Annotated in this window: 17 protein-coding genes and 1 other annotated feature; of the genes, 14 read left to right on the forward strand and 3 right to left on the reverse strand. The window is 40.5% G+C overall.

The window, feature by feature from the left end; translation table 11 throughout:
• The first annotated feature begins 194 nt into the window (after positions 1-194).
• The 12 genes from panB to HNR31_RS09020 all read left to right on the forward strand — a co-directional run bounded on the left by panB (position 195) and on the right by HNR31_RS09020 (position 12,451).
• Complete coding sequence (gene panB, locus HNR31_RS08965) at positions 195-1,034, forward strand: 3-methyl-2-oxobutanoate hydroxymethyltransferase (RefSeq protein WP_181555925.1); 840 nt, start codon at positions 195-197, stop codon at positions 1,032-1,034.
• Positions 1,031-1,879 (forward strand): pantoate--beta-alanine ligase, encoded by an 849-nt coding sequence (panC, locus tag HNR31_RS08970; RefSeq protein WP_181555926.1) that lies wholly within the window; start codon positions 1,031-1,033, stop codon positions 1,877-1,879. The genes panB and panC overlap by 4 nt, the downstream gene beginning before the upstream one ends.
• Positions 1,880-1,923: 44 nt before the next feature.
• Positions 1,924-2,307: an aspartate 1-decarboxylase gene (gene panD / locus HNR31_RS08975; RefSeq protein WP_181555927.1), complete on the forward strand. Its 384-nt coding sequence runs from the start codon at positions 1,924-1,926 to the stop codon at positions 2,305-2,307.
• Positions 2,308-2,593: 286 nt separating this feature from the next.
• Positions 2,594-5,350, forward strand: a complete 2,757-nt coding sequence (gene dinG / locus HNR31_RS08980) for an ATP-dependent DNA helicase DinG (protein ID WP_181555928.1) — start codon at positions 2,594-2,596, stop codon at positions 5,348-5,350.
• 60 nt (positions 5,351-5,410) lie between these two features.
• Complete coding sequence (locus HNR31_RS08985; protein WP_181555929.1) at positions 5,411-6,196, forward strand: ComEC/Rec2 family competence protein; 786 nt, start codon at positions 5,411-5,413, stop codon at positions 6,194-6,196.
• 265 nt (positions 6,197-6,461) lie between these two features.
• Entirely contained in the window at positions 6,462-6,632 is a 171-nt protein-coding gene (locus HNR31_RS08990; RefSeq protein ID WP_181555930.1) for a YpmA family protein, read from the forward strand.
• 15 nt (positions 6,633-6,647) lie between these two features.
• Entirely contained in the window at positions 6,648-7,124 is a 477-nt protein-coding gene (locus HNR31_RS08995) for a cell wall elongation regulator TseB-like domain-containing protein (RefSeq protein WP_181555931.1), read from the forward strand.
• A gap of 22 nt (positions 7,125-7,146) precedes the next feature.
• A complete protein-coding gene (locus HNR31_RS09000) occupies positions 7,147-8,334 on the forward strand; it encodes a pyridoxal phosphate-dependent aminotransferase (RefSeq protein WP_181555932.1) in 1,188 nt (395 codons plus the stop codon).
• An 828-nt stretch (positions 8,335-9,162) separates the two neighbouring features.
• Positions 9,163-10,455 (forward strand): asparagine--tRNA ligase, encoded by a 1,293-nt coding sequence (gene asnS, locus HNR31_RS09005; RefSeq protein ID WP_181555933.1) that lies wholly within the window; start codon positions 9,163-9,165, stop codon positions 10,453-10,455.
• Positions 10,456-10,520: 65 nt separating this feature from the next.
• Entirely contained in the window at positions 10,521-11,228 is a 708-nt protein-coding gene (locus HNR31_RS09010; RefSeq protein ID WP_181555934.1) for a DnaD domain-containing protein, read from the forward strand.
• Positions 11,229-11,280: 52 nt separating this feature from the next.
• Complete coding sequence (gene nth, locus HNR31_RS09015; RefSeq protein WP_181555935.1) at positions 11,281-11,952, forward strand: endonuclease III; 672 nt, start codon at positions 11,281-11,283, stop codon at positions 11,950-11,952.
• Positions 11,927-12,451, forward strand: a complete 525-nt coding sequence (locus HNR31_RS09020; protein WP_258561038.1) for a YpoC family protein — start codon at positions 11,927-11,929, stop codon at positions 12,449-12,451. The genes nth and HNR31_RS09020 overlap by 26 nt, the downstream gene beginning before the upstream one ends.
• Positions 12,452-12,469: 18 nt before the next feature.
• Here the strand turns inward: HNR31_RS09020 and HNR31_RS09025 are convergent, their stop codons facing one another.
• Together HNR31_RS09025 and recU are read right to left on the reverse strand one after the other, a co-directional pair.
• Complete coding sequence (locus HNR31_RS09025; RefSeq protein WP_181555937.1) at positions 12,470-15,190, reverse strand: PBP1A family penicillin-binding protein; 2,721 nt, start codon at positions 15,188-15,190, stop codon at positions 12,470-12,472.
• Positions 15,191-15,276: 86 nt separating this feature from the next.
• Positions 15,277-15,876 (reverse strand): Holliday junction resolvase RecU, encoded by a 600-nt coding sequence (gene recU / locus HNR31_RS09030; RefSeq protein ID WP_181555938.1) that lies wholly within the window; start codon positions 15,874-15,876, stop codon positions 15,277-15,279.
• A gap of 273 nt (positions 15,877-16,149) precedes the next feature.
• Between recU and HNR31_RS09035 the strand changes: the two genes are divergently transcribed.
• Together HNR31_RS09035 and HNR31_RS09040 are read left to right on the forward strand one after the other, a co-directional pair.
• Positions 16,150-16,419, forward strand: coding sequence for a hypothetical protein (locus HNR31_RS09035; RefSeq protein WP_181555939.1), 270 nt, complete (start codon positions 16,150-16,152; stop codon positions 16,417-16,419).
• An 81-nt stretch (positions 16,420-16,500) separates the two neighbouring features.
• On the forward strand, positions 16,501-16,863 hold the full coding sequence (locus tag HNR31_RS09040; RefSeq protein ID WP_181555940.1) for a YppE family protein: 363 nt from the start codon (positions 16,501-16,503) through the stop codon (positions 16,861-16,863).
• A 400-nt stretch (positions 16,864-17,263) separates the two neighbouring features.
• On the opposite strand, the gene thrS is transcribed toward HNR31_RS09040, so the two are convergent.
• Positions 17,264-18,472 (reverse strand): threonine--tRNA ligase, encoded by a 1,209-nt coding sequence (gene thrS / locus HNR31_RS09045; protein ID WP_258561039.1) that lies wholly within the window; start codon positions 18,470-18,472, stop codon positions 17,264-17,266.
• Positions 18,473-18,526: 54 nt separating this feature from the next.
• Positions 18,527-18,756 (reverse strand) — a binding site (T-box leader).
• Positions 18,757-18,806 lie beyond the last annotated feature (50 nt).

Consider the following 18,806-nt stretch of genomic DNA (forward strand, 5'->3'; position numbering starts at 1 on the left):
ATCTTTGATAAGAACTGCACCGACTTGAAGCGAAAACAGATGGTGAAACAATCTGCCTTGATCCGTTGAAGGACTGGGACAGAGGGATGAACTCAACCGATAGGTGTCTTGTGTCCTTCTTTCTCAAGGTAGAGAAAGAAGGTTTTTTTGTTCGGTGATTCATCTCCTCTGCAACAAAAGAGGAGGGACATAAGATGAAAACAAAAACGGATTTTTTGAAAATGAAACAAAACAATGAGCCGATTGTTATGCTGACAGCGTATGACTTTCCGTCAGCGAAATTAGCTGAAGCAGCGCAGGTCGATATGATTCTTGTCGGAGATTCGCTTGGGATGGTCGTGCTAGGATATGACTCCACCATTCCTGTCACGGTCGAAGATATGATTCATCATACGAAAGCAGTGCGTCGCGGCGCGCCAAATACGTTTATCGTTACGGATATGCCGTTTATGTCTTATCATTTATCAATGGAAGATGCACTCCGTAATGCGCAACGAATCATGCAGCAATCCGGTGCGAATGCGGTAAAAGTAGAGGGGGCCGATCAAGTCGTTGATGTCATCCGTGCGTTGACACAAGCAGGAGTCCCTGTTGTTGCCCATCTCGGACTTACTCCGCAGTCGGTTGGGGTGCTTGGCGGTTATAAAGTACAAGGAAAAGATGCTGACAGCGCCCGTAAATTAATGAATGATGCCAAATTATGTGAGCAAGCTGGAGCCATTGCGCTTGTATTAGAATGTGTCCCAAAACAAATTGCCGCGGAAATAACGAAACAGTTGTCCATTCCGATAATTGGCATCGGGGCGGGAGACGAAGTCGATGGTCAGGTGCTCGTCTATCACGATGTGCTTGGATATGGGGTTGAGCGAATACCGAAATTTGCAAAAATGTACGTCAACGTGCAAGACATTATCACCGAGGCGTTAGCTAATTATGTGGCTGACGTGAAACTGCGACAATTTCCTGAAGCTTCTCATATGTTTACGATGAAAGAAGAAGAGTGGATTGCTTTGTATGGAGGAAGACAACAATGATAGTCATAACTAAAATAAGCGATATGCAGAAAATAATGAACGAATATCGTCTCGAACGAAAAACGATCGGCTTTGTCCCAACGATGGGATATTTGCATGAAGGGCATGCAACGCTGTTACGAGAGGCACGTCGACAAAATGATATTGTTGTATTGAGCGTATTTGTAAATCCGCTTCAATTTGGTCCAAATGAAGATTTTGAACGGTATCCGCGCGATATCAAACGCGATGAACAAATCGCTCAAGAGGCCGGAGTTGATGTGCTTTTTTATCCTGACGTTACTGAAATGTATCCGCGCCCATTAAGCGTGCAAGTTGTCGTTAGAGAACGTGTCGATGTGCTTTGTGGAAAATCGAGACCAGGACATTTTGATGGAGTAGCAACAGTTTTAACGAAATTATTTAATATTGTTATGCCAACTCGTGCGTATTTTGGAATGAAGGACGCTCAACAAGTAGCTGTTGTTGATGGGTTAATTCGTGATTTTCATTTTCCGATTGAATTAATTTCTGTTCCGACTGTTCGTGAAGAAGACGGGCTTGCCAAAAGCTCACGCAATGTCTATTTATCTGATGAAGAACGGAAGGAAGCTCCTGCTTTATACGAAGCATTACAAAAGGCAAAGATAGCGATTGAAAACGGAGAACGCAATCCTGCTGCGATTTGTTCACTCATTGAGGATCATATCAAAACAAACACGCATGCGGTCATTGATTATGTAGAAGTGTATTCATACCCTGACTTGACACCGCTGCAACGGTTGTCGGGTAGGATTATCATTGCGCTTGCAGTACGGTTTACAAATGCACGTCTCATTGATAATATAACACTTGACGTGAATTAATGGATTTATACATTTCATTCATATTATTTTAGGGGGTCCCTTGTATGTTTCGAACATTAATGAATGCAAAAATTCATCGTGCCCGCGTAACCGAAGCGAATTTAAATTATGTTGGAAGCATTACGATTGACGAAGATATTTTAGATGCAGTCGGCATGGTTGCTAATGAAAAAGTGCAAATTGTTAACAATAATAACGGGGCGCGTTTTGAAACATATATTATTCCCGGTGAACGTGGCAGCGGCGTATTTTGCCTAAACGGTGCGGCAGCACGTCTCGTTCAAAAAGATGATATTATTATCGTCATTTCGTACGCGCTTATTCCAGAGGAAAAAATTGCCCAACACCGTCCTAAAATTGCGATTATGGACGAGCAAAATCGCATTCAACAATTAATTGTCGAAGAACCAGCCAACACGATTTTATAAGAAAAGAAGAGGTAGCGCGATGAGCTCTTGAAGCCATGCGTTTTTCACCTAGAGAGGTGCTTGTCACCTTGAAGGGGTTGGTTTGGTGTAACTAGCTTCTAAACTGAACGACGCAGAAAAGCGAGGGCGAACGTGTCTAACGTTTAATGAAAAAGATTCTTTGCCTGCCTTGCTGGTTTGAGATATAAGAGTAACGAAACAATCGTAACGGAGAATGACAAAAGGGGGCTGTTTCTCAAAAGAGAAAGCCCCTTCTATACGTTTTTCTGTGTATTGAGGTGAAACAATGAACGAACGATTTGTTGTCATAGATTTAGAGACAACAGGGAATACACCAAAAAAGGGAGATCGCATTATTCAAATTGGAATGATTGTCATTGAAAATGGACAAATTATCGAACGATTCTCGAGCTTTGTTAACCCAGAACGCGATATCCCGCCATTTATTCAACAATTTACAAATATTGATGAACAAATGGTCAAACATGCTCCCGTATTTGCGGAAGTGGCGCCTAAGCTCGTTGAAACGTTGCAAGAAGCTTATTTTGTTGCCCATAATGTCTCGTTTGATTTAATGTTTCTACAAGAAGAATTAAAAATGGCAGGGCTTCCTTTATTTTCTGGACCGACGATTGACACTGTGGAGTTGGCACGCATTCTTTTTCCCACTTCATCTAGTTATAAATTGAATGAGTTAGCTCAAAAGTTGCAAATCGCTCATACACAACCGCATCAAGCCGATAGCGACGCGGAAGTGACCGCAAAATTATTATTGGCATTGTTTGAACAATTGCGCGCATTGCCGCTTGTAACCTTGCAGCAATTGCAGCGATTATCGCGAGACTTACATAGCGATTTGTCTTCTTTACTTGAAGCGATGGTTATGGAAAAAATGAAATCGTTACATGATGAGCGCTCATATATGTTTTATCGTGGAATCGCGCTGAAAAAACCAACGACTTCAGTGTCAAAACAGCAAACATGGGCTAATGATACGATGTCATTTTCCGGATTTTTGGAAGGGTCCCATACGCTTCCACTCGCGGATTATGAACAGCGAGATGGACAATGGGAAATGATGAAAATTGTTCATGAAGCGCTTGAAACATCGCAACATGCAGTTATCGAAGCAGGAACGGGCATTGGCAAATCCCTCGCGTATTTAATTCCAAGCGTTTTTTTTACCTATGAAAAGCAAAAGCGTGTCGTCATTAGCACCCATACATTGCAGCTGCAACAACAACTAGTCGAGCGTGATATTCCTTTAGTAAGAAAAATCGTTCCGTTTCCGTTTCAAGTCGCTGTATTGAAAGGAAAGCGAAATTACCTTTCCCTTAACAAGTTTATTTCCTTTCTTCACGACGAAAATAAAAATTATGATGTCGTTTTAATGAAGTGTCAGCTTCTTGTATGGTTAACGCAAACGGAGACGGGAGATATGGATGAACTTAATTTGTCATCGGGCGGCCGACTATTTTGGACATCTTTGGAAATGGATGAAGAGAGCAGGGAAGAAAAATACAACTTTTTCATTCGTGCCAAACAAAAAGCGAAAGAAGCGCATCTCATTATTACGAACCATGCTTTTTTATTACAAGATGTAACGGCTTCAACACCGCTCATTCCCGAGTATGAACACATCGTGATTGATGAAGCCCATCATTTAGAGGAAGTCGCGTCTCATTATTTTGGGCAGCAAGTCGATTATGTGACCGTTCGTTTATTATTAACGCGAATGGGAAAATCACATGAGGATGGCTCACTTTATAAACTCAATCAGTGGTTTAAACAGCAGGGGATAGATGCCGACACGTACTTTGCACGCTGTGATCAAATCATTACGGATCTTGAATTTGAATGTGATGAATTATTTCGCATGATTCGTCGCTATGCCTTAGTACGAAAAACGAATGAAATAACAGGACGGTGTCGCTATCGTTTTCAGCCGGAAAAAGAACATGGTCGTCAGTGGGAAGCCATTCAAGAATTGCTATGGCGTGTGCTTGGCCATACGTCACAGCTTGTGGAGTACACAAATCAATTGTATACCCTTTTTCAACCATTCAATTCGCAGTCAGATCATCATTATTTTACGGATGTTTCTTTATTTGAAAAACTAATCCGATCGTTACACCATCTTCTTGAAGCTGATGATCCGATGGTTGTACGCTGGATTGAAGCAGAGGCAAAAGGGGCTGCGAATGCAACAACGATTTACTCCCAGCCGATTCAATTGGGAGAATTTTTTGCTGACCAATTATTTGCAAAGAAGAAAAGCGTTGTGTTAACTTCAGCGACATTGACGATGAATAACAACTTTACTTACATCATGTCGCGTCTCGGATTAGAAGATTTTTATCCTATTTGTCGCGCCATTCCGTCTCCGTTCTCTTATGAACATCAGGCAAAACTAATGGTTCCTAGCGATGTACCAGCGATTTCTGCTGTTTCCATAGAGGATTATGCCAATGCCGTGGCTGATCATATTTTACAAATTGCTGATAGCACGAACGGAAAAATGCTTGTTTTATTTACATCATATGAACTGTTAAAATTAACGGCCTCGGCTCTGAAAGACAAAAATAAGGATGAAACATTTGTACTTCTTGCCCAAGGAATGCAAGGTGGAAGTGCCGCGAAGCTCACGAAAACGTTTCAACAGTTCGACAAAGCGGTATTATTTGGAACAAGCAATTTTTGGGAAGGCGTTGATTTGCCTAAGGAGCAATTATCGATTGTCATTATTGTGCGTTTACCCTTTGCTCCACCGGATGATCCTGTCATCGAAGCAAAAAGCGAACAAATTCGTGCCAGTGGCGGTAATCCGTTTTATGATTTATCACTGCCACAAGCGGTTATTCGGTTTAAGCAAGGGTTTGGTCGACTCATTCGTACAAGTAAAGATAAAGGTGTTGTCTTTGTGTTTGACCGACGGCTCACTTCTGCTTCGTACGGAAAGTACTTTTTAGCTTCATTGCCGCCCGTTTCCGTTTACGAAGAGCCGCTTGAATCGCTTTTGCAAAAACTTAAAGAGTGGTTGTGATAAATTGGCGCCAAACGACACAATCTATAGCTAGAATTGGCTAACTAGGAGATGGCGCCGTTGAAACTTTTTCTACTCACTTGGTCATTGCTTGCTTCATGGTCATTAGGAATATTTGCTGAGGAGTCATTCGATGAGACGGTAAAGAAAATCGACTTACAGCTTGAGGAAGAGGCGCTTGCCTTTGTTTGCCTTCCGGTGGCCAGCGGGGAGGCAATGCTTGTGAAAAATGCTTCCGGGCAAACGGTGTTGATCAATACAGGAGGAAGAGGAAGCATAAAGCAGATAAAAACATGGTTAGAGAGGCTTCACGTTCGAAAAATTAACAAAATTTTATTGACGAATAATGATAAAGATATTTCTTCTTCTTTTGCATTTTACAAAGAAAAATACGGCGCTCGTGAAGTCATAGCCGGGAAGAATCAAAAAGGGGTTACAACGGTTTGGAAGGAAGGAGAACGCCATCTGCTTTTGCCCAATGTAACAGCAGACGTGCTGAATGTTCATGATGGTGCATTGACATTACGATTTCAATATGGACGTCTTTGCATGTTGTATATGGCGAGTGATCAGCCTGCTGTTGTAAAGAGCCTTATCCATATACCGCTTAAAAATGTTAACATTTTAAAAGTCGCTAATTTCGCGAAACATGATCATTTAAGCACGGCGTTTTTAAAACGCGTTGATCCGCAAGCGGCGATTATTTTTCCTAAACAAGGAATTCATCCAAATGAACATCTTCTAGAAAAACTTTATCAATTATGGATCGATATTTATCAAATTGACAAAGTAGGGATTATGATGATTAAATGCAATCTCACTCATTATAAAATCATCACTTTTTGAACGAAAACAACCTGCAGCATTAAGGAGATGCTGCAGGTTGTCGGCGGATCGGCTCGCTTTCATTTTTTGGAACGGCTGGCTTAGGTGTTTTGGCTTTCGTTTTTCTTTTTCCGGTGTAGGCGGGATAATTTTTTTATGAAATGAAACGGCGAACCTGTTATAATAGTGGGAAGATACAACATAAGGTTGTTGTATTTGTATTGTTGCCTTTGGACCATGCTCATATAAGTAACAAAATTTGTGGCATATAGGGGGAAACTGTGTAATGGAAAGCAAAATAGAAGTATTAGCTACCGTAAAAATCCAGAACTCACCAGACCTATATAAAATCGTGGATTGTTTAAATCGGACATTAAAAAAAGATGATTTAATGTTCGGCTTAGCGTTGGACGAAAAAGATCAAAATCAAGCAATTTTTACGATTTATCGTACATAAGAAGATGTGATGGCGATGAAAAAGTGGGGTATATTGTTTCTCATTTTGTTGTGCGGCGTTATTTGGCAAGCGATAAGCGTCTATCATGCAGCATTGGAGACGAAACAGTCATTGCAATCCAAAGCACTAGAACGTGCTAAGCGTGAGGTCGCATTTACCGATATTGACCGAGTCTATACATATTATGGAGAACAAGCCTATGTTGTTTTTGTTGGCACCGGTCGGAATGGCAAAAAATATATTGTTTGGGTTCCTGAAAAGAAAGGGCATGTAGTCGTGAAACGAGCAGATCGTGGAATAACAGAAAAGGAAGCCGTTTCTAAACTGAAAGAAGAACGCAATCCGAAGCGTCTTATCTCTGTCAAACCCGGTATGGAAAAGGGAGTACCTCTTTGGGAGTTAACATATATTGACGAATATAACCGTTATTCATTTTACTATTTAAGCTTTGAAGACGGTACATTCCTAAAGAGATACAGTTTTCAACAATAATTATTGTAGGGGGAAAGGAATTATGAACTTAGCGAAACGTGTCTCATCACTCACACCTTCGACAACGTTGGCGATTACAGCAAAAGCAAAAGAACTAAAAGCAGCGGGCTACGACGTAATCGGTTTAGGAGCGGGGGAACCTGATTTTAATACGCCGCAACATATTATCGATGCTGCTGTGAAAGCGATGAATGAAGGGCATACGAAATATACGCCATCAGGCGGATTGCCGTCATTAAAAGCGGAAATCATCAAAAAATTTCAAGAGGATCAACAACTTACCTATGAACCATCGGAAATCATTGTTTGTATCGGTGCAAAACATGCGTTATATACATTATTCCAAGTTATTTTAGATGAAGGCGATGAAGTCATTATTCCGACGCCATATTGGGTTAGTTATCCAGAACAAGTCAAACTCGCTGGCGGTGTACCTGTCTATGTCGAAGGGCGGGAAGAGAACGAATTTAAAATTACTCCAGAGCAGTTAAAAGCCGCGATTACGGAACGGACAAAGGCGCTGATCGTTAACTCGCCAAGCAACCCGACCGGTATGATTTATACGGAAGAAGAGCTAAAGGCACTTGGAGACATTTGCTTACAACATGATATTCTGATTATTTCCGACGAAATATATGAAAAATTGATTTACGGAAATCATCGACATGTATCAATCGCTCAGCTTTCCTCAGAATTAAAAGCACAGACAATTATTATTAACGGTGTGTCCAAGTCACATTCGATGACAGGATGGCGCATCGGTTATGCGGCAGGGAATAAAGAGATCATTCGGGCGATGACAGACTTAGCAAGTCATAGTACGTCAAACCCGACATCGATCGCGCAATATGCGGCGATTGCTGCTTACAGCGGACCGCAAGAACCAGTTGAAGAGATGCGCCAAGCATTTGAGGGACGTCTCAATATCATTTATGAAAAATTAATTCGAATTCCAGGATTTACATGTGTAAAACCGCAAGGAGCGTTTTATTTGTTCCCAAATGCCCGTGAAGCGGCAAACATGGCTGGCTACCATACAGTCGATGAATTTGTCGAAGCGCTGTTAGAAGAAGCAAAAGTAGCACTTGTACCGGGTTCCGGCTTCGGTGCTCCGGATAACGTCCGCTTATCTTATGCAACTTCGCTTGAGTTGCTGGAAGAAGCGGTAGAGAGAATGAAGCAATTTATGGAACAGAAAATAAATCGCTAAGGATAAAGGGAGGAAGCATCTAACGTAAAAGCTGAAGGTAAAGAATAGCAAAAAGCCCAGAAAGCGGGTACGGTTGCTTTTGAGTTGAGAACATGAATGTCAAAGGATTAGATGTCATTGGATGAATTTGCACGATAAGCTAATTTTTATTGCTGAAAGCGGTATTGAGAAAATGAAGTGGATAGAAGAAATTTTACCTAGGTAGTCTGATAGGTCGCTGGATCGCGTGTGTTCATGCTCCTACTAAGCGGTAGATGATTGAACCGATAGAAAACTCAGAAAAAAGGTCGGGATTAGTTGAAACTCCCTAATACCGAGCGAAGAATGCGATGTAAGAGGACGGGGGCTAATCCCTGTCCTCTTGTTTATTTGAACATCTTTGCTTTTTAGAGAGAGAAAAACCGTCTCAACAGATTCCTCTGAAAGGTTGTTTCATTTCTTCGAACCCTATTTTATGCTTCGGAAGAGGTTTTTGCCGATTCGTCATGAAAGGTTAGTTGTACTCATCGGATTGGCTTGAATTTTTTTATTAGAAGAATAAATGGTTTATATTTCCAATGTTTCTTGTACATTCTCGAACATTATTGAGCAGTGGTACTGTCTGTTGGAAATGATACGTTTGTTTCGTCATTTTTCATTATATGCTTTCCTTTTGTTTTCTAATTCCTGATTTGATCTTTTCAAGAAATTCATAGTTGTCAATTTTTTATTTCTTTGCTAAGCAGGGAGTACCGCCGCTTTTCGTTCTTGCTTCATTTTTTGTCGAAAGGTATAATATGAATTATGTACATAGCATAGTTTTGCGATGATTTTTGGAGGGACTTGTACGTGAAGACAACAATTGCAGAAGTAAGCAAATATGTAGGACAAGAAGTAACAATCGGTGCTTGGCTTGCGAATAAGCGTTCAAGCGGAAAAATCGCGTTTTTGCAACTCCGTGATGGTACGGGCTTTATTCAGGGAGTTGTCGAAAAATCGCAAGTGACCGAAGAAGTTTTTAAAATTGCAAAATCGGTTACACAAGAAACATCTTTGTATGTGACGGGAACAGTTCGCGTAGACGAACGTTCTCCATTCGGTTATGAATTATCAGTAACAAACTTGGAAATTATTCATGAAGCGGTTGATTATCCAATTACACCAAAAGAGCACGGCGTTGAATTTTTAATGGATAATCGTCATCTATGGCTTCGCTCGAAGCGGCAACATGCTATTATGAAAATTCGCAATGAAGTAATTCGTGCTACATATGAATTTTTTAACAACAACGGGTTTGTAAAAGTTGACCCGCCAATTTTAACAGGTAGTGCGCCGGAAGGGACAACAGAATTATTCCACACAAAATACTTCGATGAAGATGCGTACCTTTCCCAAAGCGGCCAGCTTTATATGGAAGCAGCGGCAATGGCGCTTGGTAAAGTATTTTCGTTCGGTCCAACGTTCCGTGCGGAAAAATCAAAAACGCGCCGTCACTTAATCGAGTTTTGGATGATCGAGCCGGAAATGGCGTTTTATGAGTTTGAAGACAACTTGAAAGTACAGGAAGAGTATGTATCACATATTGTTCAATCTGTTTTGCAAAATTGCCAGCTTGAATTGAAAACGCTTGGACGTGATACATCTAAGCTCGAGCTTGTAAAACCGCCATTCCCGCGCATCACATACGATGAAGCGATCAAGCTCCTTCATGAAAAAGGTTTCGACGACATTCAGTGGGGAGATGATTTCGGTGCTCCGCATGAAACGGCCATTGCTGAAAGTTTCGACAAACCGGTATTCATTACTCACTATCCGACGACATTAAAGCCGTTTTATATGCAGCCGGATCCAAATCGCCCTGAAGTTGTCTTATGTGCGGACTTAATTGCTCCGGAAGGCTATGGAGAAATTATTGGCGGTTCTGAACGCATTCATGACTACGATTTGTTAAAACAGCGATTAGAAGAACATAACCTGCCGCTCGAAGCATATAAATGGTATTTGGAATTACGTCAATACGGTTCAGTTCCACATTCTGGATTCGGTCTGGGATTAGAGCGGACAATTGCTTGGATTTGCGGAGTGGAACACGTCCGTGAAACGATCCCGTTCCCTCGTTTGTTAAATCGCCTTTACCCATAAGAAAATCCCCCATGTAGGGGGTTTTTTTATCGGTTTATGTTATACTATATTTGAGGTGTATTCCTATGGATAAAGGAAAAATAGCGGAATGGCTTGCGCAAGGAAGTGTTGCAATTCCCAAGTTACTGTTACAGCATTATAAACAGCTCGGTTTGTCTGAAGTGGAATTTATGGCGCTATTACATATGCATTCATTTATGCAAGAGGGGATATGGTTTCCAACCCCTGCCGAATTGGCAGAACGAATGACCTTAACACCGGCACAATGTATGGAAACATTACGAAAGTTATTGCAAAAAGGATTTATCTCAATCGAAGAGCAAGTAGATGAGCAAGCGGTCCGCAGTGAAACGTATTCGCTCAAGCCACTATGGGAAAAACTTGTTCATTATTTGCTTGCGCAGTCGCTTACAGAGGAGAAAAAAGAGCGGCAAGAAGAAGAACAAAGTTTATATACCATATTTGAACAAGAGTTTGGCCGACCGCTTTCTCCGTTTGAATGTGAAACATTAGCGATGTGGATGGACGAAGATGGGCACGATCCTGTCATTATTAAGGCGGCGCTGCGAGAAGCGGTGTTATCAGGAAAGTTAAATTTCCGTTATATTGACCGTATTTTATTTGAATGGAAAAAGAACGGCATTCGCACGATTGAGCAAGCGCAAAATTACGGAAAAAAATTTCGCAAACATCAACAAACGACGAAAACAACGCAACCGCCACAGAGCGAGTATAAACAAACGATTCCATTTTACAATTGGCTAGAATCGTAAGCGAGAGGCGATGTCTCTCGTTTTTCTATGCGAAAAGGAAGGAGGAAGAGGTTTGCTTACCAAGCAACAAATTCGTTATTGTTTGGATAAAATGGGAGAGATGTTTCCTGATGCCCATTGCGAATTAGTGCATAAGAACCCGTTCGAATTGTTAATTGCTGTTGTATTATCAGCGCAATGTACGGATGCGTTGGTCAATAAAGTAACGAAACATTTATTTGAGAAATACAAAACACCTGAGGATTATTTGGCTGTTCCGCTTGAGGAATTGCAACAAGATATTCGCTCAATCGGCCTATATCGAAACAAGGCAAAAAATATTCAAAAATTATGTGCGATCTTGTTAGAAAACTATAACGGGGAAGTTCCAAACGATCGCGATGAACTGATGAAGTTACCGGGGGTCGGACGAAAGACAGCGAACGTTGTAGTATCCGTGGCTTTTGGAGTTCCGGCGATTGCCGTTGATACGCATGTCGAACGGGTCAGTAAGCGGCTTGGCTTTTGTCGCTGGAAAGACTCCGTGCTTGAAGTTGAGGAGACGTTAATGCGCAAAATTCCAAAAGAAGAATGGTCGATCACGCATCATCGTATGATTTTTTTCGGCCGTTACCATTGTAAAGCGCAAGCTCCCCAATGTGACCGCTGTCCGCTGTTTGACTTATGTCGAGAAGGAAAAAAACGAATGCGGCAGCGAGGTGAGAGTCGTGCGCGTGCCAAATGAGTTTGTTCATCCGTTATTTTTTGAAGGAAACGAAATAATCGAAGAAGAACCGGACGTTCCGTTTCCGATGATGATGAAGCAGACTTATTTTTACTACGATCTTATCGCGACAAACGACAGCGTATGGAAACCATGGGAACATAGTGAACAGTCGATTCCTGCTGTATTGGAGTTGTGGAAAGAAGAAGAAACCGTTTTACAACAATGTTTTGCCAAGCGCGATCGCAAAGCAGCACGCGAACCGATGCGCCGGGCTTTATCGTATTTGATGGTTTGCCTTTTTTGGCTAAATGGGACGAGAACGAAAAATGTGAATCATTGGGAACAAGAAGTGAGTAAATTACCGCTTAAGCCGATCAACTGTGTTGAGCGCCTACAGTTCGTTTTCGAACGTTATGATGTATACCATTCCTTTGTTCAACTTAGTGAACTGTTTGCCGAAGTAATGAAATTATTTTACAAACAAATAGCGATGATGAAAAAAGGGATGTCTCATTAATGAGACATCCCTTTTTATCTAACGATTGGGATTGGCTGCCGGTACATCGTCGGGCCGCTGTAGCGGATTAGTTTGGTTTGTGTTTGTTCCAGTATTATTGTTGTTTGTTGAGTTATTGCCGGTACCGCCACCATTGCCGCCATTTTGCGGTGGAGGAGTTGTTGGATTGGTTGCCGGCGGTGTTGGTGTCGTGTTATTGCCGGAATCTCCATTATTGTTATTTTCTCCGCTGTTCCCATTATTTGTACCGTTATTTCCACTGTTATTGTTATTTTCGTTTCCATTTGGCTGTTGGCCGTTATTTCCATTTTCGTCGGAAGGTGATGTTTGTCCTTGGTTATCGCCATTTTGTTCGTTTTGTTCCCCGCCTGGTACTTGGACGGTTGTTGATGCTGGTTCACTTCGGTTTTCTTCCTCTTTATTGATGACATATACTTCAAATGTATACACAGCACCTGGAGTCGGATTATTGACCGTCAATGATGACTCATTCGTTGTCACAACATTCGACTCGCCTTTGTCATTTTTTATGTGTACTTCAAAGGATCCATTTTCTAATTGACCACCATATTTCCATGAAACAGTAATAGTGTTTGTCACTGGATCGTATACCCCTTGTAAATTTGTCACTGGGGATAACGGTTCCGGACGGTCTTCAGCCACTTCCGTCGGTTGAGTTCCTCTCACAAAGCATTCATACACAATTTCGCTTTCTGGCGTGTATTTACCAGCAAGTTTCGGTGGGTTGGACCCTTTTTTAATCGGCAGTTTAACGACACTCTTTGGCATTTTAAAGTCGCCGCTACCGTCATCAACATGGGCGATCACTTTTTTGAATAGAAGGCGTGGAATTTTTTGCTCATATGTTGACAAGTACGCTTCACTGCTTCGTTTGCTGAATCCGGTCCATACCGCCGCCGTGTAATTTGGTGTATAGCCGACAAACCAGCTATCTGGTACGGCTCCGTCTGGCAGACCGTATTTGCGAATCGTGTCATCATCGTAGTTTGTCGTTCCTGTCTTTCCAGCGATATGCAAGCCTGGAACATTGGCAAGGGTACCCGTACCATATTGAACAACCGATTTTAGCATATCGGTAATCATGTACGCCGTATAATCTTTCATTGCTACTTTTGGTTTTGGTGTTAAATCCATTTCCGTATCATCCGGAAAGACGATTTTTGTTACCGCATGTGGCTTAATATACACCCCGTTATTGCCAAAGGCGCTGTATGCACCGGCCATTTGCAATGGAGATACACCTTTTCCAAGGCCACCGATCGCATACGATTCATAAATTTCATCAAATCCCATGCCGAGCTTATTGGCAAATTGCTTCGCCCGCTCTTTTCCGACCGCTTGAAGCGCTTTTAAGGCTGGAATGTTACGCGATTTGGCTAACGCCATTCTCATTGTCATCGGACCTTCGTAAGTTCCATTCCAGTTTTTAATCGGCGTTCCGTCGGAATACGCATACGGTTCGTCAACAAGCTGATGAGCAGTCGACCATTTTAAATACTCAACGGCTGGACCATAGTCAAGAATCGGCTTAATCGTGGAACCTGGCTGCCCTACTCGCTGGATGGCATAGTTAAAGCCGAATGCTACATTATTTTTGTTTCGTCCGCCACCAAGCGCGCGAATTTCGCCTGTTTTTGTATCAATAAGCGCAATTGCTGATTGCAAGTTTTCTTTATTTGTAAACAAATCGTTTGAATTTAATAAATCGTCAACGTAATTTTGTGCATCTGGATCTAGGGTTGTGTAAATTTTTAGCCCATCTTCATACACGTTGACATTTGCTTGGTCGGTTACTTCCTTAATTACTTCCTCGATAAATGAATCGTACGGAACAGAGCTAGAGTTAGAATTCTTATGTTTTTTCTTGTCCACTAGCATCGATTGAATCGGCACTTTTTTTGCTTTTTCTGCTTCTTCTTTTGTAATAAAGCCGTGTTTTGCCATTAACGATAGGACCACATCGCGTCGTTTTTTCGCTGCTTCTGGGTATTCATATGGGTTATAGTTATTTGGACTTTGCGGCATTCCAGCAAGTAGCGCTGCTTCTGGAAGCGTTAAGTCTTTTAAATCTGTTTTTCCAAAGTAAAATTCTGCCGCTTTGGCAACACCGTATACGTTATTAGAGTAATAAACTTTATTTAAATACATTTCTAAGATTTCATGTTTTGAATACTTTTGTTCAAGGCGAAGAGCTAGCCATAATTCTTGTGCTTTGCGCTTTAGTGTTTTTTCGGATGATAGGAAGGTTAGCTTTACTACTTGTTGAGTGATCGTACTTCCTCCCTCAGCTCCGAATCCATCTTTCAAGTTAGCGACAACCGCGCCGCCTAGACGAATCAAATCGAACCCATGGTGCTGATAAAAGCGGACATCTTCTGTCGCTAATACAGCATCTTCCAGTACTTTCGGGATATCTTTATAAGAAACATACGTTCGTTTTTGACCTTGTGCACCTAACTCTGCAATCTTATGACCGTTCATATCATAAATGGTTGATGATAACGGGTCTTTAATTTTTGCTTCGTCAAGCGGTGGAGCGTCTTTCACAAAGTAAGCAAATGTGGCAATCCCGCTCACCATTCCAATCATCATAAACAATAACAACGTAATCATCAATTTCTTAAAAAACGATGTCGTTTTTCGTTTCTTTGCCTTTTTTTGTTGCACTTGTTTTGTTGCTTTTTTCCGTTCTACACGAGAACGATAGTCACCAGACATAAGCAAATCCTACCTTTCTAATAGTTGTAAGAAAGTGTATCTGTTTCTCTTGTTTCTTGCTTTTTTGTAGAGACAAGAAACATTTTTTAGAAGTAGATTTTTTCTACTACTTTAATATAATCAATTCGTGGTTGATAGCCAAGTGAAATGTAATGACCATATTGTTCGATCTCTTGTTTTGTCATTGATTTTCTTCCCCCATTTTTTTGTCGTTCCCAAAAAGTTAGTAAATGATTGGCATCAAGAAGATATATCTCATTAAGGGTAGTAAATCGTAAAATAACAAAACAAATTGCACCGTGGTCGAGAACTTGTTTCATATGGTAAATTTGGTGCTCGTGAAAATTTTGCAAAGGAAATGATGTTTTATTCCTTGTTTCTTTTGCTTCAAAATCGATATATTTGCCGCGATATACGCCGTTATAGTCGGTCGTTGACGCTTGTTTAAAATACGCTTCTTTAATGACGGCTGCGCTTCGTTTCGGATAGTCAACGCGAACAATTTGAATCGGGGTTGGTTTTTTATGAATAATGGCGATGCCATGTTCCCGATAGTACTCATTTGTTGCGTTTAAATCTTCTTCTAGCGTCATTCCACGATTCCCGTAGTTCGGTTGAAAATGGTGGACTAACTCGCTTTCCTGTTTGGTTTTATACGTTTTGCCGCCCGGATATTTAAACGTCATTGGCCTCATCTCCTTTGAATGCCTTTTATTATACCACAGGAAATGGAGAAGCGGGTGTATAATGAATGTTTTGACGATTCCCCTTTTACATATTTACGTCGGCCAACTCGTTTCTTGACCGTTCCTGGGACAAATGAACCATGTCGAAATCACACGAAGAAGTGAGGAGAACCACTTTCTTTGCCGAAATCGTTCTAGTTTTGTCATGTGTGAAGGGAGCAGGAAATCATTAGCGAATCTTTTATAAGCAAAAGGTGGATGGGAGGAGATCCAATGGAAAAACGGTGGGTTAAAAAAGAAGATGTGGAAAAACAATTGTATGAAATTGTTCAACTTATGCAACAAGTCGATGAAAAAATTGGAAACGTCATTGAAGGAATGATTCATGAGCAATATGAGCAAAGTCAAACTAAAATAGAGAAGTTGGAGCTGCACCTTGAAAACATAGAAAACCGAGTAAGCGATGAGAGCGAAAAAGCGGAGGAATTTCAACAACAGTTACCGCTTCCTACAAGTGTTTCCTCGAAGCTGAATTTTGTGTAATCCGTAGCGGCTTTCTCGCACATGATTGATTCGTTTTGTATACTAAAGAAGACGAAACAATGTTGAGAGGAAGTCGTGTTTATGCACAAGCAGTTAGAGGAATTAACAAAGCAATTACAAAACTATAATGACGAGATTTTACAGATTGCTGAACAAACCCGTCATCATCATGAATTCCCTGATTTTTTGGGAACAGTCAAGCCGTTTGTTGACGAGGTAAAACAAGTCGTTGACGAATGGAAACGTACAGCGCTTGCTTGGATTCAGTCAGCACGGCCAAAATATGTTTATCCTCAGCAAATCGAAACAACGGGAGAAAATATTGAGAAAATTGCTATTGAAGCGTTTTACCCAAACGCGAAAATCAGTCGAATTAAGCAATTTCATCAATCGATCGAATATACGCTTTTGCTTGTATGTGAACGCTTAAAGGAAAACGAATAGCAATTGATAGGACATCATTTTTATTGTAGATAAGCGAGACCACTTCCGCTTTGACATGTACAGGTATGGTCCGATGAAAGTGGGAGATGGCTCGTTTGTTTGTGGCCGTGTTCGAACATATGTGATGCAATCGAAATATCTTGCAAATGTTGAGTGACAAAAAAGCTGTTTAAATTTACAATCATGTTGTTTGAAAACTTCGGCTATATTGTTTCATTAAAAAAGGGCCAGATTGTTAAGGAACATTTTTTGATGTAACCGGAATATAGCATGAAAATGGGGAAGGTTTTCATGTAAACAAACGAGGGCAGGACAGTGGTAATAATATAACAAGAGATTTTTAACACAGATAATACTAGAAATCCAAAAAGGTTATTTACCTTTTTGGATTTCCGAATTATTAATGCTCGTTTTTGTCCTCTTTGAATTTTTTTATCACTTCTATAATATTCATTTCACCAAGGTTTCCTTCCTTACGCTTTCTTATGGATAAGGACTCTTTCTCCACCTCTTTATCACCAATTATAATCATATAAGGAACCTTTTGTATTTCAGCCTCTCTAATCTTTAATCCAATTTTCTCAACTCTGTCATCGATTTCAACTCGAAATCCAGCAGATTCTAATTGTAATTTAATTTGGTTGGCGTAAGACAAATGAGAATCAGAAATAGGCAAGATCTTTGCTTGCAATGGAGCCAGCCAAAAGGGGAAATCACCTGCAAAATGTTCAATTAAAATTGCCATAAACCGTTCGATAGAACCATAAATCGCTCTATGAATAATAATCGGGGGATGAGGTTTATTATCTTCGCCTATATAATTACAGTTAAACTTTTCAGGCATTTGAAAATCAAGCTGAACTGTCCCACACTGCCAACTTCGTCCGAGTGAATCTAGAATGTGGAAATCAATTTTTGGACCATAGAAAGCACCATCACCTTGATTGATTTGATAATGTAATCCTTTTTTCTTTAATACTGATTCCAGAGCTAATTCTGCCTTTTCCCATATTTCAACTGAACCCATAAAATTTTCTGGGCGAGTAGAAAGTTCAATCTTATAACTAAAGCCAAATTCAGAGTAGAACTCATCAATTAAATCCAATACTTTATCAATTTCAGATTCAATTTGCTCTTCTCTAACAAACAAATGTGCATCGTCTTGAGTAAAAGAGCGAACCCGTAAAAGCCCATTTAAAGATCCTGAAAGTTCGTGACGATGAACTAGGCCAAGTTCTGCAAAACGAATAGGAAGTTCTCGATAACTTCGTCGCTTACTATTAAAAATTAATACAGCACCTGGACAATTCATTGGTTTAATGGCGTAATTTTGTTCGTCGACATTTGAAAAATACATATTTTCGTGATAATGTTGCCAATGACCGGATTGTTCCCACAGCTCTTGTTTCATCATAATGGGTGTTTTTATTTCTTGATAACCAGCTTTTTGATGCTTTTTTTTCCACATATTTTCAAGTTCATTTCGAATGACCATCCCTTTTGGTAAGAAAAAAGGCATTCCAGGTGCTTCTTCCATTGACATAAACAGCTCTAGTTGTTGACCTAATTTTCGGTGATTTCGTCTTTCTGCTTCCATTTTAATTGACATTTTTTATTCCTCCTAATTTTTAAAATATAAATAAAAACCGCACCCATCCCAAAAATAAGGGACGAGTGCGGTCGTGGTTCCACCCTAATTCCGTAACATACCGAAAGTGTACATTACGCTCAAAAAGATAACGGTTTTCCCGATTATGGATACTCAGGTTTATCCTTTCCCCATAATAGCTCCAAGGTGGTAAATCAATCTCTTTTCTTCAGGGCTTTCAGCCGATGACCCTGTTCTCTGGTAAGAAAATAAAGATTGATTCGTGTCCTTTTCTTAGCTTTTATAAAATATAATATTTGGTATATTTAGTAAATATTTTTTATGAATTATAAGG

Source organism: Thermaerobacillus caldiproteolyticus, from assembly GCF_013761245.1.
Lineage (GTDB): Bacteria > Bacillota > Bacilli > Bacillales > Anoxybacillaceae > Thermaerobacillus > Thermaerobacillus caldiproteolyticus.